Annotated in this window: 21 protein-coding genes and 1 pseudogene; 8 read left to right on the forward strand and 14 right to left on the reverse strand. The window is 58.9% G+C overall.

Translation table 11 applies throughout. The features are described 5' to 3' along the window. Window positions 1-24: 24 nt before the first annotated feature. A complete protein-coding gene (gene treB / locus IM303_RS10430) occupies window positions 25-1,443 on the reverse strand; it encodes a PTS trehalose transporter subunit IIBC (protein ID WP_045259643.1) in 1,419 nt (472 codons plus the stop codon). Between the two features lie 127 nt (window positions 1,444-1,570). After that, on the reverse strand, window positions 1,571-2,518 hold the full coding sequence (treR, locus tag IM303_RS10435; protein WP_028015312.1) for a trehalose operon repressor TreR: 948 nt from the start codon (window positions 2,516-2,518) through the stop codon (window positions 1,571-1,573). A 390-nt stretch (window positions 2,519-2,908) separates the two neighbouring features. Between treR and mgtA the strand changes: the two genes are divergently transcribed. Together mgtA and IM303_RS10445 are read left to right on the forward strand one after the other, a co-directional pair. Continuing rightward, entirely contained in the window at window positions 2,909-5,617 is a 2,709-nt protein-coding gene (gene mgtA, locus IM303_RS10440) for a magnesium-translocating P-type ATPase (RefSeq protein WP_193359882.1), read from the forward strand. A gap of 178 nt (window positions 5,618-5,795) precedes the next feature. Continuing rightward, a complete protein-coding gene (locus tag IM303_RS10445) occupies window positions 5,796-8,180 on the forward strand; it encodes a beta-N-acetylhexosaminidase (protein ID WP_193359883.1) in 2,385 nt (794 codons plus the stop codon). Between the two features lie 85 nt (window positions 8,181-8,265). Here the strand turns inward: IM303_RS10445 and gbpA are convergent, their stop codons facing one another. The 5 genes from gbpA to IM303_RS10470 all read right to left on the reverse strand — a co-directional run bounded on the left by gbpA (window position 8,266) and on the right by IM303_RS10470 (window position 11,862). Then, window positions 8,266-9,717, reverse strand: coding sequence for an N-acetylglucosamine-binding protein GbpA (gene gbpA / locus IM303_RS10450; protein WP_193359884.1), 1,452 nt, complete (start codon window positions 9,715-9,717; stop codon window positions 8,266-8,268). 139 nt (window positions 9,718-9,856) lie between these two features. Continuing rightward, a complete protein-coding gene (gene ridA, locus IM303_RS10455) occupies window positions 9,857-10,243 on the reverse strand; it encodes a 2-iminobutanoate/2-iminopropanoate deaminase (RefSeq protein ID WP_003863373.1) in 387 nt (128 codons plus the stop codon). Window positions 10,244-10,316: 73 nt separating this feature from the next. After that, entirely contained in the window at window positions 10,317-10,778 is a 462-nt protein-coding gene (gene pyrI / locus IM303_RS10460; protein ID WP_010427352.1) for an aspartate carbamoyltransferase regulatory subunit, read from the reverse strand. A 12-nt stretch (window positions 10,779-10,790) separates the two neighbouring features. Beyond that, window positions 10,791-11,723, reverse strand: coding sequence for an aspartate carbamoyltransferase (gene pyrB / locus IM303_RS10465; protein WP_028015316.1), 933 nt, complete (start codon window positions 11,721-11,723; stop codon window positions 10,791-10,793). Window positions 11,724-11,757: 34 nt separating this feature from the next. Continuing rightward, complete coding sequence (locus IM303_RS10470; RefSeq protein ID WP_022646880.1) at window positions 11,758-11,862, reverse strand: pyrBI operon leader peptide; 105 nt, start codon at window positions 11,860-11,862, stop codon at window positions 11,758-11,760. Here IM303_RS10470 and IM303_RS10475 point away from each other — a divergent pair. Further along, window positions 11,842-11,959 (forward strand): annotated as a pseudogene (locus IM303_RS10475) (hypothetical protein). The gene IM303_RS10470 and the pseudogene IM303_RS10475 overlap by 21 nt on opposite strands. Window positions 11,960-11,962: 3 nt before the next feature. On the opposite strand, the gene IM303_RS10480 reads toward IM303_RS10475, so the two are convergent. The 5 genes from IM303_RS10480 to arcA form a co-directional block, all read right to left on the reverse strand. Beyond that, window positions 11,963-12,442, reverse strand: coding sequence for an arginine repressor (locus tag IM303_RS10480; protein ID WP_028015317.1), 480 nt, complete (start codon window positions 12,440-12,442; stop codon window positions 11,963-11,965). Window positions 12,443-12,522: 80 nt separating this feature from the next. Next, window positions 12,523-13,926, reverse strand: a complete 1,404-nt coding sequence (locus IM303_RS10485) for a YfcC family protein (RefSeq protein ID WP_045259604.1) — start codon at window positions 13,924-13,926, stop codon at window positions 12,523-12,525. A gap of 47 nt (window positions 13,927-13,973) precedes the next feature. After that, window positions 13,974-14,978, reverse strand: coding sequence for an ornithine carbamoyltransferase (gene argF / locus IM303_RS10490; protein ID WP_003863360.1), 1,005 nt, complete (start codon window positions 14,976-14,978; stop codon window positions 13,974-13,976). Window positions 14,979-15,003: 25 nt separating this feature from the next. Then, complete coding sequence (gene arcC / locus IM303_RS10495) at window positions 15,004-15,915, reverse strand: carbamate kinase (protein ID WP_192972027.1); 912 nt, start codon at window positions 15,913-15,915, stop codon at window positions 15,004-15,006. 9 nt (window positions 15,916-15,924) lie between these two features. Further along, on the reverse strand, window positions 15,925-17,145 hold the full coding sequence (gene arcA, locus IM303_RS10500; RefSeq protein ID WP_193359885.1) for an arginine deiminase: 1,221 nt from the start codon (window positions 17,143-17,145) through the stop codon (window positions 15,925-15,927). 675 nt (window positions 17,146-17,820) lie between these two features. Here arcA and IM303_RS10505 point away from each other — a divergent pair. From IM303_RS10505 to IM303_RS10525, 5 genes are all read left to right on the forward strand, one after another. After that, entirely contained in the window at window positions 17,821-18,273 is a 453-nt protein-coding gene (locus tag IM303_RS10505; RefSeq protein WP_028015322.1) for a YhcH/YjgK/YiaL family protein, read from the forward strand. A 202-nt stretch (window positions 18,274-18,475) separates the two neighbouring features. Further along, window positions 18,476-19,384 (forward strand): 2-keto-3-deoxygluconate aldolase, encoded by a 909-nt coding sequence (gene yagE / locus IM303_RS10510; protein ID WP_028015323.1) that lies wholly within the window; start codon window positions 18,476-18,478, stop codon window positions 19,382-19,384. 14 nt (window positions 19,385-19,398) lie between these two features. Next, complete coding sequence (gene yagF, locus IM303_RS10515; RefSeq protein WP_193359886.1) at window positions 19,399-21,366, forward strand: xylonate dehydratase YagF; 1,968 nt, start codon at window positions 19,399-19,401, stop codon at window positions 21,364-21,366. Between the two features lie 226 nt (window positions 21,367-21,592). Continuing rightward, window positions 21,593-22,975 (forward strand): MFS transporter, encoded by a 1,383-nt coding sequence (locus IM303_RS10520; protein ID WP_150144689.1) that lies wholly within the window; start codon window positions 21,593-21,595, stop codon window positions 22,973-22,975. Between the two features lie 11 nt (window positions 22,976-22,986). After that, window positions 22,987-24,597 (forward strand): glycoside hydrolase family 43 protein, encoded by a 1,611-nt coding sequence (locus tag IM303_RS10525; protein ID WP_193359887.1) that lies wholly within the window; start codon window positions 22,987-22,989, stop codon window positions 24,595-24,597. On the opposite strand, the gene xynR is transcribed toward IM303_RS10525, so the two are convergent. Both xynR and IM303_RS10535 read right to left on the reverse strand, forming a co-directional pair. Next, window positions 24,582-25,343: a DNA-binding transcriptional repressor XynR gene (gene xynR, locus IM303_RS10530; protein ID WP_048998901.1), complete on the reverse strand. Its 762-nt coding sequence runs from the start codon at window positions 25,341-25,343 to the stop codon at window positions 24,582-24,584. The genes IM303_RS10525 and xynR overlap by 16 nt on opposite strands. Window positions 25,344-25,551: 208 nt before the next feature. Further along, window positions 25,552-26,106: a DUF3828 domain-containing protein gene (locus IM303_RS10535; RefSeq protein WP_226859537.1), complete on the reverse strand. Its 555-nt coding sequence runs from the start codon at window positions 26,104-26,106 to the stop codon at window positions 25,552-25,554. Window positions 26,107-26,432: the final 326 nt, after the last annotated feature.

Below are 26,432 nucleotides of genomic sequence, written 5' to 3' on the forward strand. Positions count from 1 at the left end.
GCAACTGCGCCCCGAAAGATGAAGTTAAACAATCTGCAGCGTGCCCTGACGGAACTTACGCTGGTAAACCACGGTGGTGAGCGCCATGGGGACGATAATCGCCACCGCCATTGCCAGGGCAAACACCTGCCAGAAAGTAGGCTGGATGGAGAGGATGCCCGGCAGGCCGCCGACGCCAATCCCGTTCGCCATCACGCCGTTCAGGCCGCACAGCAGGCCCGCCAGGCCAGAGCCGATCATCGCGCAGAGCATCGGGAAGCGATACTTCAGGTTGATGCCGTACATCGCCGGTTCGGTGACGCCGAGATAGGCGGAGATGGCCGCCGGAACGGAGATCTCACGCTCGTTGTGCTTACGGCTAACGATAATGATGCCGGTCACCGCAGAGGCCTGCGCAATGTTAGAGAGGGCGATAATCGGCCAGACTGGGGTACCGCCGAGGCTCTGGATCATCTGCATATCGATGGCCAGCGTGGTCTGGTGCACGCCGGTGATCACCAGCGGGGCATACAGGAAGCCAAACAGCGCGGCACCGATTGGCGCGAAGCTGCCGGTCATCAGATGACGCACCGCGAAGGCCACGCCGTCGCCGATCATGCGGCCAAACGGACCGATAAAAGCGTGCGCCAGGAAGACGGCCAGGATCAGCGAGCAGACCGGCACCACCACCAGGTAGAGGTAATCCGGCACGATGCGCTTCAGACGCGTCTCAATAAAGCCCAGCGCCAGACCCGCCAGCAGGGCCGGAATGACCTGCGCCTGATAGCCCACCTTGGCGATGGTAAACAGGCCGAAGTTCCATACCTCAGGCACCTGCTGACCAAGTAAGTAAGCGTTCATTAACTGCGGAGAGACCAGCGTGACGCCCAGTACGATACCGAGAATTGGCGTACCGCCCATCTTGCGCACCGCGGACCAGCAAATCCCCACCGGCAGATAGAAGAAAATCGCTTCGCCAATCAGCCACAGGAAGTCATAGATGCTTTGCAGCGCCGGGTACATCTGCGCCAGGGTTTTACCGTCGCTCATCGGCACATCGCCGATGACGTTACGGAAGCCCAAAATTAAGCCCCCGCTGATCAGCGCCGGCAGCAGCGGGAAGAAGATTTCTGCAAAGTGGGAAATCAGCTGCTCGTGCCATTTCATATTCTGGCGCGCCGCCTTCTTCGCCTGCTCTTTATCGGCAGAAGAGTGTCCGGTGGTCGCCAGCAGAGCCTGATAGTAATCGCCCACTTCGGTACCAATCACCACCTGGAACTGTCCGGCGTTGGTGAAGCAGCCTTTCACCATGGAAAGCTCTTCAATCGCCTTCGGGTTGGCCTTGGCCGGATCGTTCAGCACGAAGCGCAGGCGGGTAATGCAATGGCTGACGGTGGCGATGTTTTCGCGGCCGCCGACCAGGACGATCAGCCGATCGATATCTGCTTGTTTGACTTTACTCATCATGAAACCTCATGACAGATGTTGAGGGGGGTAATGACCTGAGCGCAAGCCTACTCCTTCAGCGTGACGGCGAAAATGGGAACGTTCCCGAAATCGGGCGAAGATCACAATAAACGATTCAGGGGGGTTATGAGAGACGGGCAGGAATAACGATCTGGCGCGGCTCGCTCCGCCCGTTGATCTGCTCGATCAGCTGCGCGGCGGCCTGTCTGCCGGACTCGGCGTAGCCCGGATCGACGGTGATAATTTCAGGGTGCAGGAACTTCATCAGCGGCGTGCTGCCGACGCTCGCCACCTGCAGGTTATCAATGCGCTGCTCCTGCAGATACTTGCTGGCACCCAGCGCAAGGGTGTCCGTGGCGCACACCAGCGCGGTGGTCTGCGGCGTCAGGACGCTGGCGACCTGCTCGTAGCCCTGCTTCATGCCCAGCCCCGGCAGGGAGGCCACGGCAGGGAGATTGTGCTTTTTGCAAAAGGCCAGATAGGCTTCGTGGCGGCGCTTGCCGGTGGTAACGTCCGCGTGCGGCACGCCCAGATAGCTGATGTGGCGGTGGCCTTCTTCGTACAGGCGCTGCATCAGGGTAATAATCGCCCCCTCATCGTCATAACAGACGGAGGCAAAGCCGTGGGCATCGCGCGCCAGCAGCACCAGAGACGGCTGCCAGTGTTTCAGCATCTCCTCGTCAATGCCGGTAAAACCAAACAGCACCACGCCGTCAATGTTACGGCGCTGGAGCATGCCGAGATGTTCTTCCACCAGCTGTGGCGAGAACTGGCTCTCCATCATGATCGGATCATAGCCCTGCTCGTAGAAGGCAGGCAGCATGGTCTGAACGGCGAGGTTTTCGGAGAGGGAATCCAGACGCGAAACGATGATCGCAACCACTTTATCGCTCTGCCCGCGCATGGCGCGCGCGGAGCGGGAAGGGGAAAAACCGTGCTGATTCATGACCGCCTCAACGCGCTCGCGGGTGCGTTCGCTGACGCCGCTTTCGTTGTTCAGCACGCGTGAGACGGTTGATTTCCCCACGCCGCTTAAACGCGCGATGTCTTTAATTGTAAGGCGGTTCTGCATGCTGTTTTCCCTGTAACAACGACAAAATGGTCAATTGAGCCTAATGCTATAGCGCGATTTCGCTATGGGCAAAGTCTGGTTTACGTACTGTTTATTTGCAGGCGCGTATAATACCGCCCGAATCGTCACAAAGGGTACGCTTAAATCTTTATACTGCGCGGCGACACCCTGTTTTTTTACTTACCGGAGGCTTTATGGATCCCGATCCCGCACCTCTCCTGAACGGGAGAATTTGTTCTTTCCGGTAAGCCAGCTTTTGCTGTCTCACCGGTAATGTGAGGCAGCAACGTCCCAAACGTTCCTGCTTGAAAAATTGAGTGCCTGACAGGTACGGCTTTGCCACGCCTGAAGGGAATGCTGCGTCCGCCTGGCGGATGCGGAGGAATGTCTATGTTTAAAAATATCACCCGGCAGCTGCAGGCGCTGCTGAGCCGCCATCTGCCACACCGTCTTGTTCAGCGCGATCCGCTGCCCAATGCCAAAAACATGGCGGGAGCGGCGATCCCGGCGTCCCTGACCGAACGCTGCCTGAACGTGGCGGCGATGGATGAAAACGAAGTCTGGCGCGCCTTTGGCGGCCATCCGGAAGGGCTGAACGCGTCTGAAGTGGAAAAAATCCGCGCCGTGCACGGCGATAACGAGATCCCGGCGCAGAAGCCCTCTCCGTGGTGGGTGCACCTGTGGCTCTGCTACCGCAACCCGTTCAACCTGCTGCTGACCGTGCTCGGCATCATCTCTTACGCGACGGAAGATCTTTTTGCCGCGGGCGTAATTGCCCTGATGGTGGGTATCTCCACGCTGCTGAACTTCATTCAGGAAGCCCGCTCCACCAAAGCGGCGGACGCCCTGAAGGCGATGGTCAGCAACACCGCGACCGTCTCGCGCGTGATTAACGACCTCGGCGAAAACGCCTGGGTTGAGCTGCCCATTGACCAGCTGGTGCCGGGCGACCTGGTGAAGCTGGCGGCGGGAGACATGATCCCGGCGGATTTACGCATCATCCAGGCGCGGGATCTGTTCGTGGCGCAGGCCTCCCTGACCGGCGAGTCCCTGCCCGTTGAGAAGGTATCGCGCAGCCGCGACCCGCAGCAGATGAACCCGCTCGAGTGCGACACCCTGTGCTTTATGGGCACCACGGTGGTCAGCGGCACGGCGCAGGCAATTGTCACCGCCACCGGCGGCAATACCTGGTTTGGACAGCTTGCCGGGCGCGTCAGCGAGCAGGAGAGCGAGCCGAATGCGTTCCAGAAAGGCATTGGCCGCGTCAGCATGCTGCTGATCCGCTTTATGATGGTCATGACGCCGATTGTCCTGCTGATCAACGGCTACACCAAAGGCGACTGGTGGGAGGCGGCGCTGTTTGCGCTCTCCGTGGCCGTCGGCCTGACGCCGGAAATGCTGCCGATGATCGTTACCTCCACGCTGGCGCGCGGGGCGGTCAAACTCTCTAAACAAAAGGTGATCGTCAAGCACCTCGACGCCATCCAGAACTTTGGCGCGATGGACATCCTCTGCACCGATAAAACCGGCACCCTGACGCAGGACAAAATCGTGCTGGAGAACCACACCGACATCGCCGGTAAAACCAGCGAGCGCGTGCTCCACAGCGCGTGGCTGAACAGCCACTACCAGACCGGGCTGAAAAACCTGCTCGACGTGGCGGTGCTGGAAGGCGTGGACGAGGAGGCCGCCCGTACGCTCTCCGGCCGCTGGCAGAAGGTGGACGAAATCCCGTTCGACTTCGAGCGCCGCCGCATGTCGGTGGTGGTGAGCGAGCAGCCGGACGTGCACCAGCTGATCTGCAAAGGCGCGCTGCAGGAGATCCTGAACGTCTCCACGCAGGTTCGCCATAACGGCGACATCGTGCCGCTGGACGACACCATGCTGCGCCGCATCAAGCGCGTCACCGACAACCTGAACCGTCAGGGGCTGCGCGTGGTGGCGGTGGCGAGCAAATTCCTGCCCGCGCGGGAGGGGGACTATCAGCGTATCGACGAATCCGATTTGATCCTCGAGGGTTACATCGCATTCCTCGATCCGCCGAAAGAGACCACCGCACCGGCGCTGAAGGCGCTGAAGGCGAGCGGCATCACCGTCAAAATTCTCACCGGCGACAGCGAGCTGGTGGCGGCCAAAGTGTGTCACGAAGTGGGGCTGGACGCGGGCGACGTGGTGGTGGGGAGCGACATCGAGCACCTCACCGACGACGAACTGGCGCAGCTTGCCCAGCGCACGACGCTGTTTGCCCGCCTGACGCCGATGCACAAAGAGCGCATTGTGACGCTGCTGCGTCGTGAAGGGCACGTGGTGGGCTTTATGGGCGACGGCATCAACGATGCGCCCGCGCTGCGTGCGGCGGACATTGGCATCTCCGTGGACGGCGCCGTGGATATCGCCCGTGAAGCGGCGGATATCATCCTGCTGGAAAAGAGCCTGATGGTGCTGGAGGAGGGCGTCATCGAAGGGCGTCGCACCTTCGCCAACATGCTCAAGTACATCAAAATGACCGCCAGCTCCAACTTCGGTAACGTCTTCAGCGTGCTGGTGGCGAGCGCGTTTCTGCCGTTCCTGCCGATGCTGCCGCTGCACCTGCTGATCCAGAACCTGATGTACGATGTCTCTCAGGTAGCGATCCCGTTTGATAACGTTGATGACGAGCAGATCCAGAAGCCGCAGCGCTGGAACCCCGCCGATCTGGGTCGCTTCATGCTGTTCTTTGGGCCGATCAGCTCCATCTTCGACATTCTGACCTTCTGCCTGATGTGGTTTGTGTTCCACGCCAACACGCCGGAACACCAGACGCTGTTCCAGTCCGGCTGGTTCGTGGTAGGGCTGCTGTCCCAGACGCTGATTGTGCATATGATCCGCACGCGCCGCATTCCGTTCATCCAGAGCCGTGCCGCGTGGCCGCTGATTGTAATGACGGGCATTGTGATGGCGCTGGGTATCGCGCTGCCGTTCTCGCCGCTGGCAAGCTACCTGCAGCTGCAGGCGCTGCCGCTGAGCTACTTCCCGTGGCTGGTGGCGATCCTCGCGGGCTATATGGTGCTGACGCAGATGGTGAAAGGATTCTATGCGCGTCGATATGGCTGGCAGTAAGCTCATTTTGCCACAATCCAAACGTAGGCCGGGTAAGGCGAAGCCGCCACCCGGCATCTGGCTTTCCTCTCAAATTCAACAACCTGTGATCTCCGTCGGCGCATTCGCTTGACGACAATTTGTACGCATGTTAACAGAATGTTTTGCCTGTATTTGGCCCGTCAGATAAGGAACATTCATGTTACGGTACAGTCTCTTAACCGCCGGGCTTATGCTCGGCGCCTCCGCTTTTGCCGCACCGGCAGGCGACCTTCCCCTGATGCCCTGGCCTGCGAAGGTTGAACGCCCGACGACGCAGGGCGCGCTGGTGCTTAACAATCAACTCTCCGTGAGCGTCAGCGGCGACGATCTGGGGGACGCGGTCAACCGCCTGCGCCAGCGCATTGCGCTGCAAACCGGCTGGACGCTACAGCCACAGGCCGAAAAACCTGACAAGCCGACCATCCGTATCGCCATCGCTAAAAAGGTGAAGCCGCAGCCGCTGCCGGACAGCGATGAGAGCTACAAACTCATTGTGGATGCCAACGGCGTGAACATCTCCGCTAACACCCGCTTTGGCGCATTGCGCGCAATGGAAACCTTGCTCCAGCTGATGCAGAACGGTGCCGAAAACACTTCGATTCCGTGGGTTACCATCGAAGATTCGCCGCGCTTCCCGTGGCGCGGGCTGCTGCTCGATTCGGCGCGCCATTTCATCCCGTTACCCGATATCAAGCGTCAGATCGACGGTATGGCTGCGGCCAAGCTCAACGTCCTGCACTGGCATCTGACTGACGATCAGGGCTGGCGCTTTACCTCGAAGCGTTATCCAAAATTAACCCAGCTTGCCAGCGACGGGCTGTACTACACCCCTGAGCAGATGCGCGAGATTGTGCGTTACGCTGCCGAACGCGGCATACGCGTGGTGCCGGAAATCGATATGCCGGGCCACGCCTCAGCGATTGCCGTCGCCTATCCAGAGCTGATGAGCGCGCCGGGGCCTTACGCTATGGAGCGCCACTGGGGCGTGCTGAAGCCTGTGCTGGATCCCACCAAAGAGGCGACTTACACCTTTGCCGACGCGATGGTCAGCGAACTGGCGGCGATCTTCCCCGATCCGTATCTGCATATCGGCGGCGATGAGGTGGACGACAGCCAGTGGAAGGCAAACGCGCCGATCCAGAAATTTATGCGCGACAACAAACTGGCGGACAGCCACGCGCTGCAGGCGTATTTCAACCGCAAGCTGGAGACGATCCTTGAGAAGCACCACCGGCAGATGGTCGGCTGGGATGAGATCTACCATCCCGATCTGCCGAAAAGCATTCTGATCCAGTCCTGGCAGGGGCAGGACGCGCTGGGGCAGGTGGCGCAGAACGGCTATAAGGGCATTCTCTCAACCGGCTTCTACCTCGACCAGCCCCAGTCCACCGCCTATCACTACCGCAACGAAATCGTGCCGCAGGGGCTGAGTGGCGTGGACGTGATAGCGGACACCGACAGCGCCCAGAGCTGGGCTTTCTCCATGCCGCGCCTGAAGGGCAAGCCGGTGGAAGGCAGCTTTACGCTGGTGAAAGGCGACGCCGGGTGGCGCGGATTTATTGATTTTGCCGGGAAATCGCGTCGGGCGGTGAATAACATTCAGTGGCGCGACGACAACCAGGTGACCTTTACCGTCGACACCTGGATGGGTGAAACGCGCCCGGTGGTCAACGTTGATAACGACAAACTCACCGGCTATTTCCTGGTGGGAAACACCCGCTACCCGATTAGCGGCGCGCGTCTGGACGACGTGCCGAAAGGTACCCCTCCGGTCGTGCCGGACGTGGCGAATCAGGCCAACCTGCTCGGCGGCGAAGCCGCGCTGTGGGCGGAAAACGTGGTCGCGCCGGTGCTGGACATCCGCCTGTGGCCGCGCGCCTTTGCGGTGGCGGAGCGGCTGTGGTCCGCGCAGGACGTCAACGACGTCGATAACATGTATACCCGCCTGCAGGCGATGGACAGCTGGTCGACGGTGTCCGTCGGGCTGCAGCAGCATACCCAGCAGCAGGTGCAGTTCACGCGCCTCGCTAACAATGCCGACACACTGCCGCTGCAAATCCTCGCCCAGGCGCTCGAGCCGGCCCAGTATTACACCCGCCAGCACCTGAAGTTCCAGGCCGGAAACTACCATCAGTTTGAGCCGCTTAACAGACTTGCAGATGCGCTGAACGCCGAAAGCGCTACCGTGCGCCAGATGCACAAGTGGGCGGACCGCCTGGTGAGCGACGCGGAAGACACGGAGAGCGCCGAGGCGCTGCGCCACGTCTTTAACCGCTGGCAGAACAACACCAGCGATGTGCTGGCCTTGAGCGAAAACAGCTATCAGCTGAAGGCCATTAAGCCGGTCATTCTGGAGGTGGATAAGCTGGCCTCGATTGGCCTGAGGCTGACGGATCTGGTGGCGCGTCAGGGGACGCTGGACGACAAAGAGATCGCGTCGATCCAGAGCGAGCTGGACAGCGCGGCGAAGGTGCAGGATGAGGTGGTGATTGCGGCGGTCTATCCGCTGGAGACGCTGCTACGCGCCACGCGAAATCAGTAACACGCATGCCCGGTGGCGCTGCGCTTACCGGGCCTACGTGGTGTGTAGGCCCGGCAAACGCAGTGCCGCCGGGCGTAAAGGCCACTCAGTTCTTCAGAACCCACGCCTCTTTCCAGTGTGCGCCAACGCCTGGCTCATACTGGTTTGCGGTTGGGCTGTACTGCACGCAGAAGCCGCTGTACGGGAATGGCTTACATTCGTAGGTCTTACCGTCTTTAGGCTGAAGCACCACGGTACCCGCCTTGTACGACGCGATATTGTCCGGGAAGGTAAAGTCGTGGTGGCCGGTGCTATCCGCAGCGGCATCGCCTTCCAGCATCAGGTTCAGGACGTCCTGCGCGAACAGGGTGCCGTCTTTATTGGTCGCGTAGTATTTCAGCATGTGGTGACCGGCGGTCACGTCGGTCAGGGTCATGGTGACGTCCTGATTGCTGTTGTTCATGTCCTGCTTCAGGTAGCCTTTTTCCGCACCGTGGTGGTTCATCACGTGTGCTTCAAAATTCACGTCGCCCTGCGTATTCACGTGGAAGGTCACGGTCGCGTTGCCATGTTCGATTTTGCTGTATTGCAGATCGGTAACGGCAATGGTCTCATTCACCTGCGCTTTTTGCTCTTCATAAGAGATAGCAACGGACTGCAGCGTGCTGCCGTCTTTCACGAATACGCTGTTGGCGCCGTGAACCGGGCTGATGTCACCGGCTTCATCTTTCACGCCGACGCGCACGTCGTGCTGTGCGGTGTTGATCTTCTGCGCCAGATCGTAGGACCACTGGTTAGCGTCGCCTTGTTCAGCAGAGCCGATGGTCATCTCGGTGCGCATGGCGGTCACTTCGCCGTGGGCGTCGAAGAAGCGTGCGATAACTTTATCGCCCACGTTCAGGTTATTACCGGCAATCTGGCCGCTCAGGCTTTTGCTCCACTCGGACACAACCGCAGGCGTTTCGTCCGGGGTAACGTTGCCGCCATTCCCGAAATCAACGTCGATAGCCTGATAGAAGCTGTTTGTGGTATCTGCAATTTCCCATACGCCGTAAATTACCTGATAGCCTGTGCGTTCAGGAACATTACAGGTCATGGATTTAGTTACGGCTGGCGCCTGGCTATTTCCGTTAATTGTACAGAACGGGGTTAATTCAAACTGATCGCGAGTTAGCGGCTTATTTGGGTCCCAGTTTTGTTTGGTAATGTAATAACGCCAGTTGGTGGTTTTGTGCGGCGCAGTATGGTGCCAGACAAATTCATGCGGGCCCGCGGTCATCGGGTTTTTAGTCCACGCATTCAGGCTCTGCTTATCCAGCTGAGAATATTGAGAGATACCCGCGCTGGCGAGGTGTCCGTCTGCTGGCTCTGCCCCGGTCGGGAAGCCGGAGGTTTTCTCTACGCTCTGCGGTTCATACTGTACGGAGCCGCAATCAATATTTTGACCCAGCTTACACATATAGGCGCGGCTGGCAGGAGATTCAATATATCCGTGAGCAAATGCCGAAGATGCAACGGTCACTGTTGCGAGGGCAAGTGCAATTTTTGAAAGTTTCATTACTCATCCATTATTAGAGAATATTACTAGGCGAGGGAGAGTCTAATAATGGATCTGGCTCTGTGTCATTTTACCCGGAGAGTAAAAATAACCGAAATAAAAAAGGCAGCCCGAGCTGCCTTCTGTTTATTGAAATGTATTAACGACGTACGGCGATCGCTTCAATTTCAATTTTCACGTCTTTTGGCAGACGCGCCACTTCCACGCAGGAGCGCGCCGGGAAGGTGGCGTTGTGCTCGGTGAAGAACGCTTCGTAAGTGGCGTTAACGGTGGCGAAGTCGTTCAGATCTTTCACGAACACCGTCGTTTTGACGATATCACCCACTTTCAGGCCCGCAGATTCAACGATAGCTTGCACGTTTTCCAGCGACTGACGCGCCTGCGCCGCCACGTCGGCCGGTACTTCACCGGTTTTCGGGTTTACCGGGATCTGGCCAGAGGTGATGATCATGCTGCCCAGATCAACGCCCTGAACGTATGGGCCGATAGCCGCTGGTGCATTTTCCGTCGCGAGTACTTTGCTCATTTTTTCTCCAGAATTACAGCGTTAAGAATGTTCCCGGCCATTATAACAGCCGGGATTTCATTACCAACCTCAATTAGTTGGCCAGCACCACATAATGGGAAAACTCTTTTTCGCAGTATTTGCATTTAAGCGCGATGTCATTGGCGCGCTTTTTCACTGCAAAGCTGGACGAAACCGGCTCGGCGTGGCTGATGCAGTTGCTGTTCGGGCAGACCAGCACGCTTTCGATGCGCTCCGGCAGGCTCGGGCGGGATTTGCCCACCACGTCGTAATCGTCGATGCGGTTAACCGTGGCGTCCGGCGCGTACAGCGAGAGCTGGTTGACCTGCTCGTCGGTCAGGAAGGTGTTCTCGATCTTGATCAGATCTTTACGGCCCATTTCGCCGGACGGCAGGTTCAGGCCGATGGTGATGCGCTGGTCGGTTTCGGTCAGTTTGAACAGCGTCAGCAGCTTAAAGCCCACCTGCGCAGGGATGTGGTCAATCACGGTGCCACGCTTGATGGCTTCAACCTGGAGTTTGTTATCGTGTGTCATGGTCGTCTCCCCTTACAGAGCTAATTCGCGATTCAGAACCAGTGCCAGTAACGCCTGGCGAGCGAAGATGCCGTTCCCGGCCTGCTGGAAGTACCAGGCGTGCGGCGTTTTATCCACGTCGGTGGCAATCTCATCGATGCGCGGCAGCGGGTGCAGCACCTTCATGTTGTCGCGCGCGCCGTCGAGGTCGCTGGCGCGCAGCACGAACTGCGCCTTCACGTTGGCGTATTCGGACGGATCCAGACGCTCTTTCTGCACGCGGGTCATATAGAGAATATCCACGTTGCCCACCACCTCTTCGATGCTGGCGTGCAGGCTCCACGTAATGCCTTTCTCGTCCAGCATGTCGAGGATGTACTGCGGCATCGCCAGCGCGTCCGGGGCGATGAAGAAGAAGCGGTTGCCGCTAAATTTCGCCAGCGCCTGGGTCAGGGAGTGGACGGTGCGGCCGTACTTCAGGTCACCGACCATGGCGATGTTCAGATTTTCAAGCGTGCCCTGGGTCTCCTGAATGGTGAACAGGTCCAGCAGGGTCTGCGTCGGATGCTGGTTGGCGCCGTCACCGGCGTTCAGCACCGGAATGCCGCCGGAAAACTCGGTCGCCAGACGCGCCGCGCCCTCCTGCGGGTGGCGCATCACAATCGCGTCAACGTAGGTGCTGATCACTGAAATGGTATCCGCCAGGGTTTCGCCTTTTTTGCCCAGCGACGTATTGCTGCTGTCCGAGAAGCCCACCACGCTCGCGCCCAGGCGGTGCATGGAGGTTTCAAAGGAGAGGCGGGTGCGCGTCGAGGCTTCAAAGAAACAGCTCGCGATCACCTTGTGCTTCAGCAGCTCCGGCTGCGGATTGGCCTTCAGTTTTGCCGCGGTTTCCAGAACCAGTTCCAGCTCTTCACGGCTGAGGTCGTTTATGGAAATGATGTGTTTTTGATAAAGCGGATTCATGTTTATCTCCTGACGCCGGGCAAAAAAAAGCCCCTCAAATGAGGGGCTCTGGGAATAGGTTTAGCAACGGGAAGAAAAACGGCAGGCCAGCGTCTGATTTCAGACGCGGTAAGACGTTATGTCGTACACGCTTGACCATGCTTCCTCCCGGCAAATTGTCGGGCATTATACGCAGCTCGTTTTTGGGATCAAGCGATTTAATGCACGCTTTACTCAATGCAAACGGTTCTTTATGAATATTAATGCATTCTGAGTAAATAATTAATTTGCTTATGCACCAGCGCGGTACGCTTCACCACTCGGGGCGCGACCCAGACGATACTGCTTCCCGCCACCACGCCTAAAATTTCCGGTAACTGGTGATAATCCAGAATACGCGCCACCGCGCGGCCATATCCGGCAACGGTATGAATAAGGATAAATTCGCTATTGTGCTCCACGCTTACCACCATTTCGGAGACGGTACGCGCGGCATCGGGGGCAGGGCGCAGCTGGGGATTCAGCGAATAAATCTTTAGCCCTTTGGCATTGCGAATTTTTATGACGCCAAGCAGCTTGAGCAGACGTGAAACGGTGGACTGGCTGATGGTCTCAAAACCCCGCTCCTGCAAGTCGCGGCGGATCTCTTCCTGAGAGAGATAGCTCTTTTCCGCGATCAGACGCTGGCAGACCGTTAGCTGTAGTTGCTCTTTGGGAGAGTACTCTTCGTAATCCATCATAGTTCCCATATCAGTTCCCGAAATAACCGGTGGCACCGCACCGATCCGTAGGCCGGATGAGCGCAGCGCCATCCGGCAAATCACAACAACGCGCCCAGGCTTAACGCCACCATAATCACCACCGTCAAAATCCCCAGTAGCGGCGCGACCCATTTCAGATAACGCACGTAGGGCACGCGGGCGATAGCCAGCCCGCCCATCACAACGGCAGAGGTGGGGGTGATAAGGTTAACGATGCCGGACGCCGACTGGTAAGCCGTAACCACCAGGTCGCGGTTGACGTTAGCGAAATCGGCAAGGGGCGCCATGATCGGCATCGTCAGAACGGCCAGGCCGGACGAAGAAGGCACAAGAAACGACAGCACCACCTCCAGCCAGTACATCACGTTAATGAACGCCACCGTCGACAATCCGGTGACCATCCCCTCGGCGCTGTGCAAAATGGTGTGGGTAATCATGCCCTTATCCATAATCACTACGATACCGCGCGCGATGCCGATAATCAGCGCGACGCCCAGCAAATCTCGCGCGCCGTTGATAAACGTCGACGTCAGCTCCTCTTCGCTCATGCGGGCGATAAGCCCAACGATAATGGCGCTGGCGAGGAACACCGCCGAGATCTCCGCCATCCACCAGCCCAGCACCGCCACGCCGTAGATCATCACCGCGAAAGCGAGGGCGAAAATCACCAGGATGAGTTTGCGCACCGGAGTAAATTCCAGCGACTGCTCGCCCTTGTTGCCGAGGAAGTGGGCGAGGTTCTCCTCCTGTTTATCCGCCACGATCGACAGCGACGGATCTTTGCGCACCTTACGGGCATAGCGCATCACCCACGCCACGCAGATGATCCAGCCGATGACCAGCAGCGCGATGCGCAGCATGATCCCATTGGTGAAGGGGATCCCGGCGGCGTTGGCGGCGATCACCGTCGCGAACGGGTTAATGGTGGACCCGAGCGTGCCGATCCCCGCCCCGAGCAGTACGGTGGACGCGGCAACCACCGGATCGAACCGCGCCGCCAGCATCACCGGCACCAGTAAGGTATAGAAGGGCAGCGACTCTTCGGCCATGCCGTAAATCGTGCCGCCTGCGGCAAACAGCGCCATCAGGATCGGGATCATCCACTCTTCGCGCCCGCGCAGCTTTGTGGTGACGCGCTCGATCCCGGCGTCAATCGCTCCGGTTTTGGTGACGATCCCGAGAAATCCCCCGATGATCAGGATAAACAGCGCAACGTCGATCGCCCCGGCCTGGCCGGATTCCGGATCGTACAGTCCGGCAATCGGCGCCATCAGCACCGACACCAGCCCCTGCGGGTGCGATGCCACGTGCGCATAGGTGCCGGCAACCGGCACCTCTTTGCCGAGCGCCTCGTTCATCGCCATATGGTACTGCCCGGCCGGAACAATCCACGTCAGCACGGCAACCACGGCAATCAGAAAAAAGAGAATGGTGTAAGCGGAGGGAAACTTGAACTTGCCCATGATGTTCTCCTGAAACCCGGCGCACCCCGCGGCGCGCCGGGCGGTGATTAGTCGCCGAGTGTCGCCACCATGACCGCCTTAATGGTGTGCATGCGGTTTTCTGCTTCGTCAAAGACGATGGAGTTCGGTGATTCAAAGACCTCTTCCGTCACCTCCAGCCCCTTCAGGCCGTACGCCATCTCGATCTCGCGGCCCACTTTGGTGTGCTCGTTGTGGAACGCGGGCAGGCAGTGCATGAACTTGACGTTCGGGTTGCCGGTGGCCTTCATGACGTCCGCGTTGATTTGATACGGCTTCATCAGGCTGACGCGCTCGGCCCAGGCCTCCTTCGGCTCGCCCATGGAGACCCACACGTCGGTGTAGAGGAAATCGGTGCCCTGCACGCCTTCTTCCACATCGTCGGTGAGGGTGATGCGCGCGCCCGTTTCTTTGGCGATGGCGCGGCACTGCTCAACCAGCCCGGCTTCCGGCCAGAAGGATTTCGGTGCCACGAGGCGGATATCCATCCCCATCTTGGCCGCGCCGACCATCAGGGAGTTGCCCATGTTGTTGCGCGCGTCGCCGAGATAGGCAAAGCTCAACTCCGGCAGGGTTTTGCCCGGAGAATGCTCCAGCATGGTCATCAGGTCAGCGAGAATTTGCGTTGGGTGGAACTCGTCGGTCAGGCCGTTCCACACCGGCACGCCCGCGTACTCGCCCAGCTCCTCGACGATGGCCTGGCCGTAGCCACGGTACTCGATGCCGTCATACATGCGGCCCAGCACGCGGGCGGTGTCTTTCATCGACTCTTTGTGACCGATCTGCGACCCGCTTGGGCCGAGGTAGGTAACCTGCGCGCCCTGGTCGAACGCGCCCACTTCGAAGGCGCAGCGGGTGCGGGTGGAGGTTTTTTCAAAGATCAGGGCGATGTTTTTCCCGACCAGGGTCTGCTTTTCGCGCCCGGCTTTTTTGGCCGCCTTCAGCTCGATGGCGAGGTCGATCAGGTACTGAATTTCCGCCGGGGTGTAGTCCAGCAGTTTGAGGAAGTTGCGGTTTTTCAGGTTGATGGTCATGGCTAAATCCTTTTTAAATGAGTGATCAGTTACGAATCAGCGTGCCTTTCTCGCCCGCCAGGATCTCCGCGCCGTCGGCCAGCGCGCCGATCCCGGCAATGCCGTTGCAGGCCTCAACAAATTCGCGGCAGGCGGCCACTTTCGGCCCCATCGATCCGGCGTCGAACGTCATGTCTTTAAGCAGTTCCGGCGTCACCTGCGCCAGCGGGCGCTGGGTCGGCTTGCCCCAGTCGAGGTACACCGCGTCGGCATCGGTGAGGATCAGCAGGGCGTCGGCCTCGATCTGACGCGCCAGCAGGGCGGCGGAGAGGTCTTTGTCGATCACCGCCTCAACGCCGCGATAGCCGTTGGCGTTTTCCACTACCGGCACGCCGCCGCCGCCGTTGCAGATCACCAGGTGGTCACGCTGGATCAGCGCCGTAATGGCATCGCTCTCCACGATGCGCTTCGGCTGCGGAGAGGGCACCACGCGGCGGAAATAGGTGCCGTCGGCCCTGAACGTCCAGCCTTTTTCTGCGGCCAGCGCTTTCGCCTGGGCCTCGCTGTACACCGGACCGATGTACTTGGTCGGGTTGCTAAAGGCCGGATCGGCGGCGTCCACTTCCACCTGGGTGAGCAGGACGCTCACCTCACGCTGCGGCAGATTGTTTTTCAGCGCCTGCTGGAGCATGTAGCCGATCATCCCCTGGCTTTCCGCGCCGAGAACGTCCAGCGGGTAGGGCGTCACTTGGTCGTAGGCGCTGTTTTGCAGCGCCAGCAGCCCGACCTGCGGCCCGTTGCCGTGCACCAGCACCACGCGCCACTGTTCTGTTAATCCGGCGATGGTGCGGGCGGCCTGCTCGATGTTCTGGCGCTGGATATCCGCTTCCAGCGGCTCGCCGCGCTTGAGCAGCGCGTTGCCGCCCAGGGCCACAACCAGAGTGGGTTTTCGTTCCATGATGGCTCCTCAAATTTCGTCGCGTTCCAGTGGGCAGCTCATGCAGCGCGCGCCGCCGCGACCGCGTCCCAGCTCGTCGCCGGGGATCGGCAGCACGGTAATGCCCGCTTTGTCGTACTTCTCGTTGGTCCAGACGTTACGCTCGTAGCCGATCACTACGCCCTGGCGGATGGTCAAAACGTTGTTGGCGTCGTTCCACTGCTCGCGTTCGGCTTCAAAGGCGTCGCCTCCGGTGGTGATCAGCCGTACCTGGTTAATGCCGAGGGCTTTCTCAATGGCGTGCAGCAGGTCGGTTTCCTGCGTGCGCAGCAGGCCGCCGCGTCCGTCCGGCGTGAGCGTCCAGCACTGGGCGTCTTTGCGCACCACTTCCGGATAGACGGAGAAGGTGTCCACGTCGATGTGGGTCATCACCGTGTCGAGGTGCATGCAGGAGCGGTGTTTAGGCAGCTCAACGGCAATCACGCGTTCGGCCTGACGGTGTTTAAACAGGCTGTTGGCGAGGAACTCCACGCCCTGCGGCGTCGTGCGCTCGGACATGCCGATCAATACCGCCCCGCGGCCAATCACCAGTACGTCGCCGCCTTCTAAGGTCGCGTGGTCGTAATTAATATTCTCGTCGCCGAAATACTTAATAAAATCGCCGTCGGCAAATGCCGGGTGCCAGCGATATATCGCGCGCAGATTATTGGTTTCACGCTGGCGGGCGGGTTTCGCCATCGGGTTAATGGACACGCCGTTATAAATCCAGCAGGAGGTATCGCGGGTAAATAAATGGTTCGGCAGCGGCTTCATAATAAAATCATTCGCCGTGTGGGTATCCACTACCATATTTTTAATGGCTGCCGGAATTTCGCCGTAGGTTAATCCCCCGCTTAATCGCCGCGCCAGTTCGCGGTGCGGCATATCCGCCAGCCAGCCGCGCACGTCGCCGGCAAAGGTTGGCCCGAGGCGATAGTCGGAGATTTGCGTTTCAAGAAGCCAGGCTTTCGCTTCTGCAATATCAAGCGTTTGCGTGAGCAGGTCGGTCAACAGCAGGACTTCCACACCCTGCTCGCGCAACGTGTTTGCAAAGATGTCATGCTCCTCACCCGCCCGTTCAACCGACAGTACATCATCAAATAACAGCTCCTGACAGTTTGAGGGGGTTAACCGCTTCAGACTTAAATTAGGGCGGTGCAGCATAACGCTACGCAATTGACCAATTTCAGAACCGACGTAATGCTTTTCCATAATTATTCCTTTAACTGTTTTTCAGAATAAAAAGGGCATGCGCCATGTGGTGTGTTTAATTACATGGCGGCTAAGCTCAATTGATTTCGTGATTTATACTAGGCAGTTAAATAATCCGTAATGTGATATTGCTCACGCGAAAATGGATATTAATGAGTTTGTTTTCATTTGCATGATTCGCATCAGATAATGATTAATTTCATATTATTGGGAGTTGAATAGCTAAGCAGGATCCGGTGGCATTATTTGAGGTTGTTATTATTTTGTAGAATTACACATTTTGTAATTATTAGTTATCCTTTTGATTTTAAAAGATTAAATAAAGTTGAAAGAATGGCTATGCAATAATGACAATTAACTATTTTTGACTTAAGGAAAATCCATAAATAATTATGGGCTTATAACGGAAATTATCAAAGTCGTAAAATGTGATACGGCAGCGGGTTTTGTTATTAAGCTCTTTATTTCAGTGGGTTATGTGAGAGCCTTAGTGTGTGCGAAATGAGGTTATGCATAACCGCTGCATAATTGCCTGGGCAGGATTAACAGCGGGTTAACACCTTTCCCGATAAACATGCGCTCGCGCAAGCCTCGTCGAAAAAGGGCTGGTATGGCAGCTTGGATTCTCGTATAAAAGATAAAAATGAAACATTGTTTTATATTGAGGATTGAAACATGATTATCGGCAACATCCACCATCTGCAGTCCTGGCTGCCTGACGCGCTGCGCCAGGCCATTGAGCACGTTAAAGCCCACGTCACCGACGCCACGCCGCTCGGAAAGCATGACATCAACGGCAACAGCCTGTTTTATCTGGTGTCAGAAGACATGACCCAGCCGTTCGCCGAGCGCCGCGCCGAGTACCATGCGCGCTATCTGGATATCCAGATTGTGCTGAAGGGCCAGGAAGGGATGACGTTCAGCACCCTGCCGCACGGCACGCCGGACACCGATTGGCTGGCGGATAAAGACATCGCGTTCCTGCCGGAAGGCGAGCAGGAGAAAACCGTGGTGCTGAGCGAAGGGGATTTTGTGGTGTTCTGGCCGGGTGAAGTGCATAAGCCGCTGTGCGCGGTGGGGGAGCCTGCTAAGGTCAGAAAAGTGGTTGTTAAAATGCTGGTGGAGTAATTTCCCCTCACCCTAACCCTCTCCCTGTGGGAGATGGTTAGGGCACCAGACCGCACCCACGCATAATGTGATCCAGCTTAAACTTCCCGCACTCCCTCCTCATCTCCCATTTACCTCCCCTTTTTCTGCGTCATAGTATGATCGTTAAATTAATGAACGCTGTTCTATAATATAGAACAAAATGATTCAACAAGGAGATCTCATGCCGCAGTCCGCGTTGTTCACGGGAATCATTCCCCCTGTCTCCACCATTTTTACCGCCGACGGCCAGCTTGATGAGCAGGGCACCGCCGCGCTGATCGACGATCTCATCAAAGCAGGCGTTGACGGCCTGTTCTTCCTGGGCAGCGGCGGCGAGTTCTCCCAGCTCAGCGCCGAAGAGCGTAAAACCATTGCCCGCTTTGCTATCGATCATGTCGATCGTCGTGTGCCGGTGCTGATCGGCACCGGCGGCACCAACGCCCGGGAAACCATTGAACTCAGCCAGCACGCGCAGCAGGCGGGCGCGGACGGCATCGTGGTGATCAACCCCTACTACTGGAAGGTGTCGGAAGCGAACCTGATCCGCTATTTCGAGCAGGTGGCCGACAGCGTCACGCTGCCGGTGATGCTCTATAACTTCCCGGCGCTGACCGGGCAGGATCTGACTCCGGCGCTGGTGAAAACCCTGGCCGACTCGCGCAGCAATATTATCGGCATCAAAGACACCATCGACTCCGTCGCCCACCTGCGCAGCATGATCCTCACCGTTAAAGCCGCTCATCCGCACTTCACCGTGCTGTGCGGCTACGACGATCATCTGTTTAATACCCTGCTGCTCGGCGGCGACGGGGCGATTTCGGCGAGCGGCAACTTCGCCCCGCAGGTGTCGGTGGATCTTCTGAAAGCCTGGCGGGATAAAGACGTGGCGAAAGCGGCTGAGTATCATCAGACCCTGCTGCAAATCCCGCAGATGTATCAGCTGGATACGCCGTTTGTGAACGTCATTAAAGAGGCGATCGTGCTTTGTGGTCGTCCTGTCTCCACGCACGTGCTGCCGCCCGCCACGCCGCTGGACGAGCCGCGTAAGGCGCAGCTGAAAACCCTGCTGCAACAGCTCAAGCTCTGCTGAGCCGGACGATAACGATGACCATTGAGAAAATTTTCACCCCGCAGGACGATGCGTTTTATGCGGTGATCACCCACGCGGCGGGGCCGCAGGGCGCGCTGCCGCTGACCCCGCAGATGCTGATGGAATCCCCCAGCGGCAACCTGTTCGGCATGACGCAGAACGCCGGGATGGGCTGGGACGCCAACAAGCTGACCGGCAAAGAGGTGCTGATTATCGGTACCCAGGGCGGTATTCGCGCCGGAGATGGACGCCCGGTTGCGCTGGGCTACCACACCGGGCACTGGGAAATCGGCATGCAGATGCAGGCGGCGGCGAAGGAGATCACCCGCAACGGCGGGATCCCGTTTGCGGCCTTCGTCAGCGATCCGTGCGACGGGCGCTCGCAGGGCACGTACGGCATGTTCGACTCCCTGCCGTATCGTAACGACGCGGCGATCGTGTTTCGCCGTCTGATCCGCTCTCTGCCCACGCGCCGGGCGGTGATCGGCGTGGCCACCTGCGATAAAGGGCTACCCGCCACCATGATCGCGCTGGCCTCCATGCACGACCTGCCGACCATTTTGGTGCCGGGCGGGGCGACGCTGCCGCCGACCGTGGGGGAAGATGCGGGCAAGGTGCAGACCATCGGCGCACGCTTTGCCAACCACGAGCTCTCCTTGCAGGAGGCCGCCGAGCTCGGCTGTCGCGCCTGCGCGTCGCCGGGCGGCGGGTGCCAGTTCCTCGGCACGGCGGGCACCTCGCAGGTGGTGGCGGAAGCGCTGGGGCTGGCGCTGCCGCACTCCGCGCTGGCGCCGTCCGGGCAGGCGGTGTGGCTGGAGATCGCCCGCCAGTCGGCGCGGGCGGTGAGCGAGCTGGATAACCGCGGCATCACCACGCGCGATATACTCACCGATAAAGCCATCGAAAACGCCATGGTGATCCACGCGGCGTTCGGCGGTTCCACGAACTTACTGCTGCACATCCCGGCCATCGCCCACGCGGCGGGCTGCACTATTCCGGACGTAGAGCACTGGACGCGCGTCAACCGTAAGGTGCCGCGCCTGGTGAGCGTGCTGCCCAACGGCCCGGACTACCACCCGACCGTGCGCGCGTTCCTCGCGGGCGGCGTGCCGGAAGTGATGCTCCACCTGCGCGATCTCGGCCTGCTGCACCTGGACGCCATGACCGTCACCGGCCAGACGGTGGGCGAGAACCTCGACTGGTGGCAGACGTCCGAGCGCCGTAAGCGCTTCCGCCAGTGCCTGCGCGAGCAGGACGGCGTGGAGCCGGATGACGTGATCCTGCCGCCGGAGAAGGCCAAAGCGAAAGGGCTGACCTCGACGGTCTGCTTCCCGACGGGCAACATCGCGCCGGAAGGTTCGGTGATCAAGGCCACGGCGATCGACCCGTCGGTGGTGGATGACGATGGCGTTTACCGCCACACCGGCCGGGTGCGGGTGTTCGTCTCGGAAGCGCAGGCGATCAAGGCCATCAAGCGGGAAGAGATTAAGCAGGGGGATATCATGGTGGTGATCGGCGGCGGCCCGTCCGGCACCGGCATGGAGGAGACCTATCAGCTCACCTCCGCGCTGAAGCATATCTCGTGGGGCAAGACGGTGTCGCTCATCACCGATGCGCGCTTCTCGGGCGTGTCGACGGGCGCCTGCTTCGGGCACGTGTCGCCGGAGGCGCTGGCGGGCGGACCGATTGGCAAGCTGCGCGACAACGACATCATCGAGATTGCCGTCGACCGCCTGACATTAACAGGCAGCGTGAACTTTATCGGCACGGCGGATAACCCGCTGACGCCCGAGGAGGGCGCGCGCGAGCTGGCGCTGCGGCAGACGCACCCGGACCTGCACGCCCACGACTTTTTGCCGGACGATACCCGGCTGTGGGCGGCATTGCAGTCGGTGAGCGGCGGCACCTGGAAAGGCTGTATTTATGACACCGATAAAATTATCGAGGTAATTAACGCCGGTAAAAAAGCGCTCGGCATTTAATTATTTTTCACGCGATTGTCGTCTACGGAATATATTCCGTGGGCGGCTTTTACTCATCTGTAATTTGTTAATTTAAACAATACGTTGCGATATATCGATGGCGTCACAAAAGCAAAATAACGTAATTCAGAAATAAGATATGACCATTGCTGGTTAATTGAACAGCTCATTACACTCCATTAACACGATGTTGTAATTCAGCACACTAAATAAGGGTGTAATTCTGATGACGCAATTAACCATGAAAGACAAAATTGGCTACGGGCTGGGTGACACCGCCTGCGGCTTTGTCTGGCAGGCCACGATGTTCCTGCTGGCCTATTTCTACACCGACGTGTTTGGTCTCTCCGCGGGCATTATGGGCACGCTGTTTTTAGTCTCCCGCGTGCTCGACGCCGTGACCGACCCGCTGATGGGGCTGCTGGTAGACCGCACCCGCACGCGGCACGGCCAGTTCCGCCCGTTCCTGCTGTGGGGCGCCATCCCGTTTGGCATCGTCTGCATGCTGACCTTCTACACGCCGGACTTCTCCGCGCAGGGCAAAATCATCTACGCCTGCGTGACCTACATTCTCCTGACCCTGGTTTACACCTTCGTTAACGTGCCCTATTGCGCCATGCCCGGCGTCATCACCGCCGACCCGAAAGAGCGTCACGCCCTGCAGTCCTGGCGTTTCTTCCTGGCGGCGGCGGGATCGCTCGCCATCAGCGGCATCGCGCTGCCGCTGGTCAGCATCATCGGCAAGGGGGACGAGCAGGTGGGCTATTTCGGCGCCATGTGCGTGCTGGGACTGACCGGCGTGGTGCTGCTCTACGTCTGCTTCTTCACCACCAAAGAGCGCTACACCTTTGAGGTGCAGCCGGGCTCGTCGGTGGCGAAAGATCTCAGGCTGCTGCTGGGCAACGGCCAGTGGCGCATCATGTGCGCGTTCAAGATGATGGCGACCTGCTCCAACGTGGTGCGCGGCGGGGCGACGCTCTACTTCGTGAAATACGTGATGGATCACCCGGAGATGGCGACCCAGTTTTTACTTTACGGCAGCCTCGCCACCATGTTCGGCTCGCTCTGCTCGTCCCGCCTGCTGGGCCGCTTCGACCGCGTCACCGCCTTTAAGTGGATCATCGTCGCCTACTCGCTCATCAGCCTGCTGATTTTCTTTACGCCAGCAGAGCATATTGCCCTGATTTTCGCCCTCAACATCCTGTTCCTGTTCGTCTTCAACACCACCACGCCGCTACAGTGGCTGATGGCCTCCGACGTGGTGGATTACGAGGAGAGCCGCAGCGGGCGTCGCCTCGACGGGCTGGTGTTCTCCACCTATCTGTTCAGCCTGAAGATTGGCCTGGCGATTGGCGGGGCGGTGGTGGGCTGGATCCTGGCCTGGGTGAACTACTCCGCCAGCAGCAGCGTGCAGCCGGTTGAGGTGCTCACCACCATCAAAATTTTGTTCTGCGTGGTGCCGGTGGTGCTCTACGCGGGCATGTTCATCATGCTGTCGTTCTACAAGCTCACCGACGACCGCGTGGAGGCCATCAGCCAGCAGCTGATCAAACACCGCGCGGCGCAGGGCGAGGCCGTACCCGACGCCGCGACAGCCGCATCCCATTAACCGGAGGCAACATGGAAATTACTAACCCGATCCTGACCGGCTTCAACCCGGACCCGTCTCTCTGCCGTCAGGGCGAGGACTACTACATCGCCACCTCGACCTTCGAGTGGTTCCCGGGCGTGCGCATCTACCACTCCCGCGACCTGAAAAACTGGTCGCTGGTCAGCACGCCACTGGACCGCGTGTCGATGCTGGACATGAAGGGCAACCCGGACTCCGGCGGCATCTGGGCGCCTTGCCTGAGCTACGCAGACGGCAAGTTCTGGCTGCTCTATACCGACGTGAAGATTGTCGACTCACCGTGGAAAAATGGCCGCAACTTCCTCGTTACCGCGCCGTCCATCGAAGGGCCGTGGAGCGAGCCGATCCCGATGGGCAACGGCGGGTTTGACCCGTCCCTGTTCCACGACGACGATGGCCGCAAGTACTACCTCTACCGCCCGTGGGGGCCGCGCCACCATAGCAACCCGCACAACACCATCGTGATGCAGGAGTTTGACCCGCAGACCGGCACGCTCTCGCCCGAGCGCAAAACCCTGTTTACCGGCACGCCGCTCTGCTACACCGAAGGAGCACATCTTTATCGCCACGCGGGCTGGTACTACCTGATGGTTGCCGAGGGCGGCACCAGCTACGAGCACGCGGTCGTGGTACTGCGTTCCAAAAATATCGACGGGCCCTACGAGCTGCACCCGGACGTAACGATGATGACCAGTTGGCACCTGCCGGAGAACCCGCTGCAGAAGAGCGGCCACGGCTCGCTGCTGCAAACCCATACGGGAGAATGGTATATGGCCTACCTCACCAGCCGCCCGCTGCGCCTGCCCGGCGTGCCGCTGCTGGCCTCCGGCGGGCGCGGCTACTGCCCGCTGGGGCGCGAGACCGGCATCGCCCGTATTGCGTGGCGCGACGGCTGGCCGTACGTGGAAGGCGGCAAGCACGCGCAGCTGACCGTGCCCCGCCCACAGGTGGCGGAGCAGCCCGCAGCCGCTCAGGGTAACTGGCGGGAGGATTTCGACGGCAGCACGCTTGACCCGGAACTGCAGACCCTGCGCATTCCGTTCGACGACACCCTCGGCTCGCTCACCGCGCGCCCGGGCTTCTTACGGCTCTACGGCAACGACTCGCTCAACTCGACCTTCACCCAATCGACCGTGGCGCGCCGCTGGCAGCACTTCACCTTCCGTGCCGAGACGCGGATGCAGTTCTCGCCGATCCACTTCCAGCAGAGCGCCGGGCTGACCTGCTACTACAACAGCAAAAACTGGAGCTACTGCTTTATGGATTACGAGGAGGGTCAGGGGAGAACCATCAAGGTGATCCAGCTCGACCACAACGTGCCGTCGTGGCCGCTGCACGAGCAGCCCATTCCGGTGCCGGAACATGCGGAGAGCGTCTGGCTGCGGGTGGACGTGGATACGCTAGTCTACCGCTACAGCTACTCCTTCGACGGCGAGACGTGGCACGCCGTGCCGGTGACCTATGAAGCGTGGAAGCTGTCAGACGATTACATCGGAGGGCGCGGCTTCTTTACCGGCGCGTTTGTGGGGCTGCACTGCGAGGACATCAGCGGTGACGGCTGTCACGCGGACTTCGACTACTTCACCTACGAGCCGGTATAGCCCAGCGCGCGTGACAGCTCGAGCCCGGCCTGCTGAAGCTCCTCGCGGAAGCGGGCCAGCTCGGCGTCATCCACGCGGGAGGTGAGCGTCGACAGGCTCAGGGCGGCAATGACGCGGGATTCATGGTTCCACACCGGCACCGCCACGCAGCGCACGCCCTGCTCGTTCTCTTCGCTGTCCAGGGCATAGCCCTGCTCGCGGGTCTGCGCCAGGGCGTTCATTAAGGCTTCACGAGAGGCGAGGGTCGCGGGAGTAAAGGTGGTGTAGTGATAGCCCTCCAGCAGGGCGTTCAGCTCGGCCTCGCCCAGCCAGGCAATCAACACCTTGCCGATGGCGGTGGCGTGAACCGGCAGGCGGCGGCCGATGCGCGAATAGGCGATGGCGGCGAGCTTGCCTTCAATCTTCTCGATATAGACCCCTTCACGCCCGTCCAGGATCCCCAGATGGGTGGTCTGCCCGGTACGCTGTGACAGCTCTGTCAGCCAGCCTTTCGCCTTCTGGCGAATATCGATGGAGCCCACGACAAAATGGCCGCGCTCGACCAGCTTCATGCCGAGGCGATATTTGCCGTTCTCCGGATTCTGATCGATATAGCCGTGAAGCTGGAGGGTTTTCAGCAGCGAGTGGAGGGTGCTCTTGCTCAGCCCCATCAGTTTGCTGATGTCGGTGATCTTAAGCTCGGTGGCCTGCTCGTTGAACAGGTCGAGGATCTGCAACGCACGTTCAACAGACTGAATAATCGGCATAATGCTGGCATGTCCACGCTGGAATGAAGGCGAAAACGTACCTTTTTCGGGGTGAAAAATCAATTGAGTAGAGCGGGTTGTGGGAGAAATGGCATCAGGCCGCATCGTAGCCTGATTTGCCCGGCGGCGCTACGCTTGCACGGGCCTACGGGTTTTGTAGGCCGGGTAAGCGCAGCGCCACCCGGCTACATTATTGTTAGCGGGGGAATCAATTATTATCCCGTGCAGCGACAGACTGAATTTTCCAGATCCCATCTTCTTTAACCATGCAATCAATAACTGTGTGCTGGGTCTTTTTGCCGAACGTGATATTCACGTTTACACAGACCGGGTCTGAATCATACGAATCAATAGCCACATTCTCAGCCCAGTCCTCGCCGATATACTGCGATTTCATAAAAAAATCAGCCTCGTAAAATTCAGCATCGGCATAACGGGGATCGTCTGCATGACGTAATTTTTTCATGGTACTGGCCGTAACGAACTTATCGATTTCATTTCCCTCCTGGATAGGATAATGATCGTTGTTCACCTGTTTGACGTACCAGCGATTGAATTCAAGGGCGCGCTGCATCGGTATCTGAAAATCTTCGGCCCCCAATGCTGCTGTGCTGAATAATACAATTAAGATGAGCTTATTCATATTAATAATGCCTGTATAAGGTGACGGCTGGCTGGAGTTGGCGATACGTTGGCCCCGGGTACATTGTTCTCTGTTTAAAATCTGAATACCAGGTTCCAGCGCCATCGTAAATACAGACATGCCCGTACTGATTCGGGCCGGGCAAGGCATCAATCACCGCGATATCCCCCTCTATGGGAGTGCCATCGACTTTTGTGAACCCTGCTTTTTCAAGAGAACGCCAGAAATCCTTAGCGTTTGCCCCTTCGATTTTAAGCCCTCCGGCTCGAATGGCGGCGGCGATTGCGCGAGCGCAATAGTGTCCAGTATGGGTTAGTGCGTGGCTGCGGGCATACGACACAGCTTCATGCTTATTCCATGACATGAATAATCTTTATTAACGAAATGCAGCAATAAGGAATGTTACGCCGATAATATACGGTGTTTTGTAATTGATAATGACCTGA

Origin of the sequence: Enterobacter cloacae complex sp. P38RS, assembly GCF_014930775.1 — a bacterium.
In the GTDB taxonomy this organism is placed as follows: Bacteria; Pseudomonadota; Gammaproteobacteria; order Enterobacterales; family Enterobacteriaceae; genus Enterobacter; species Enterobacter bugandensis.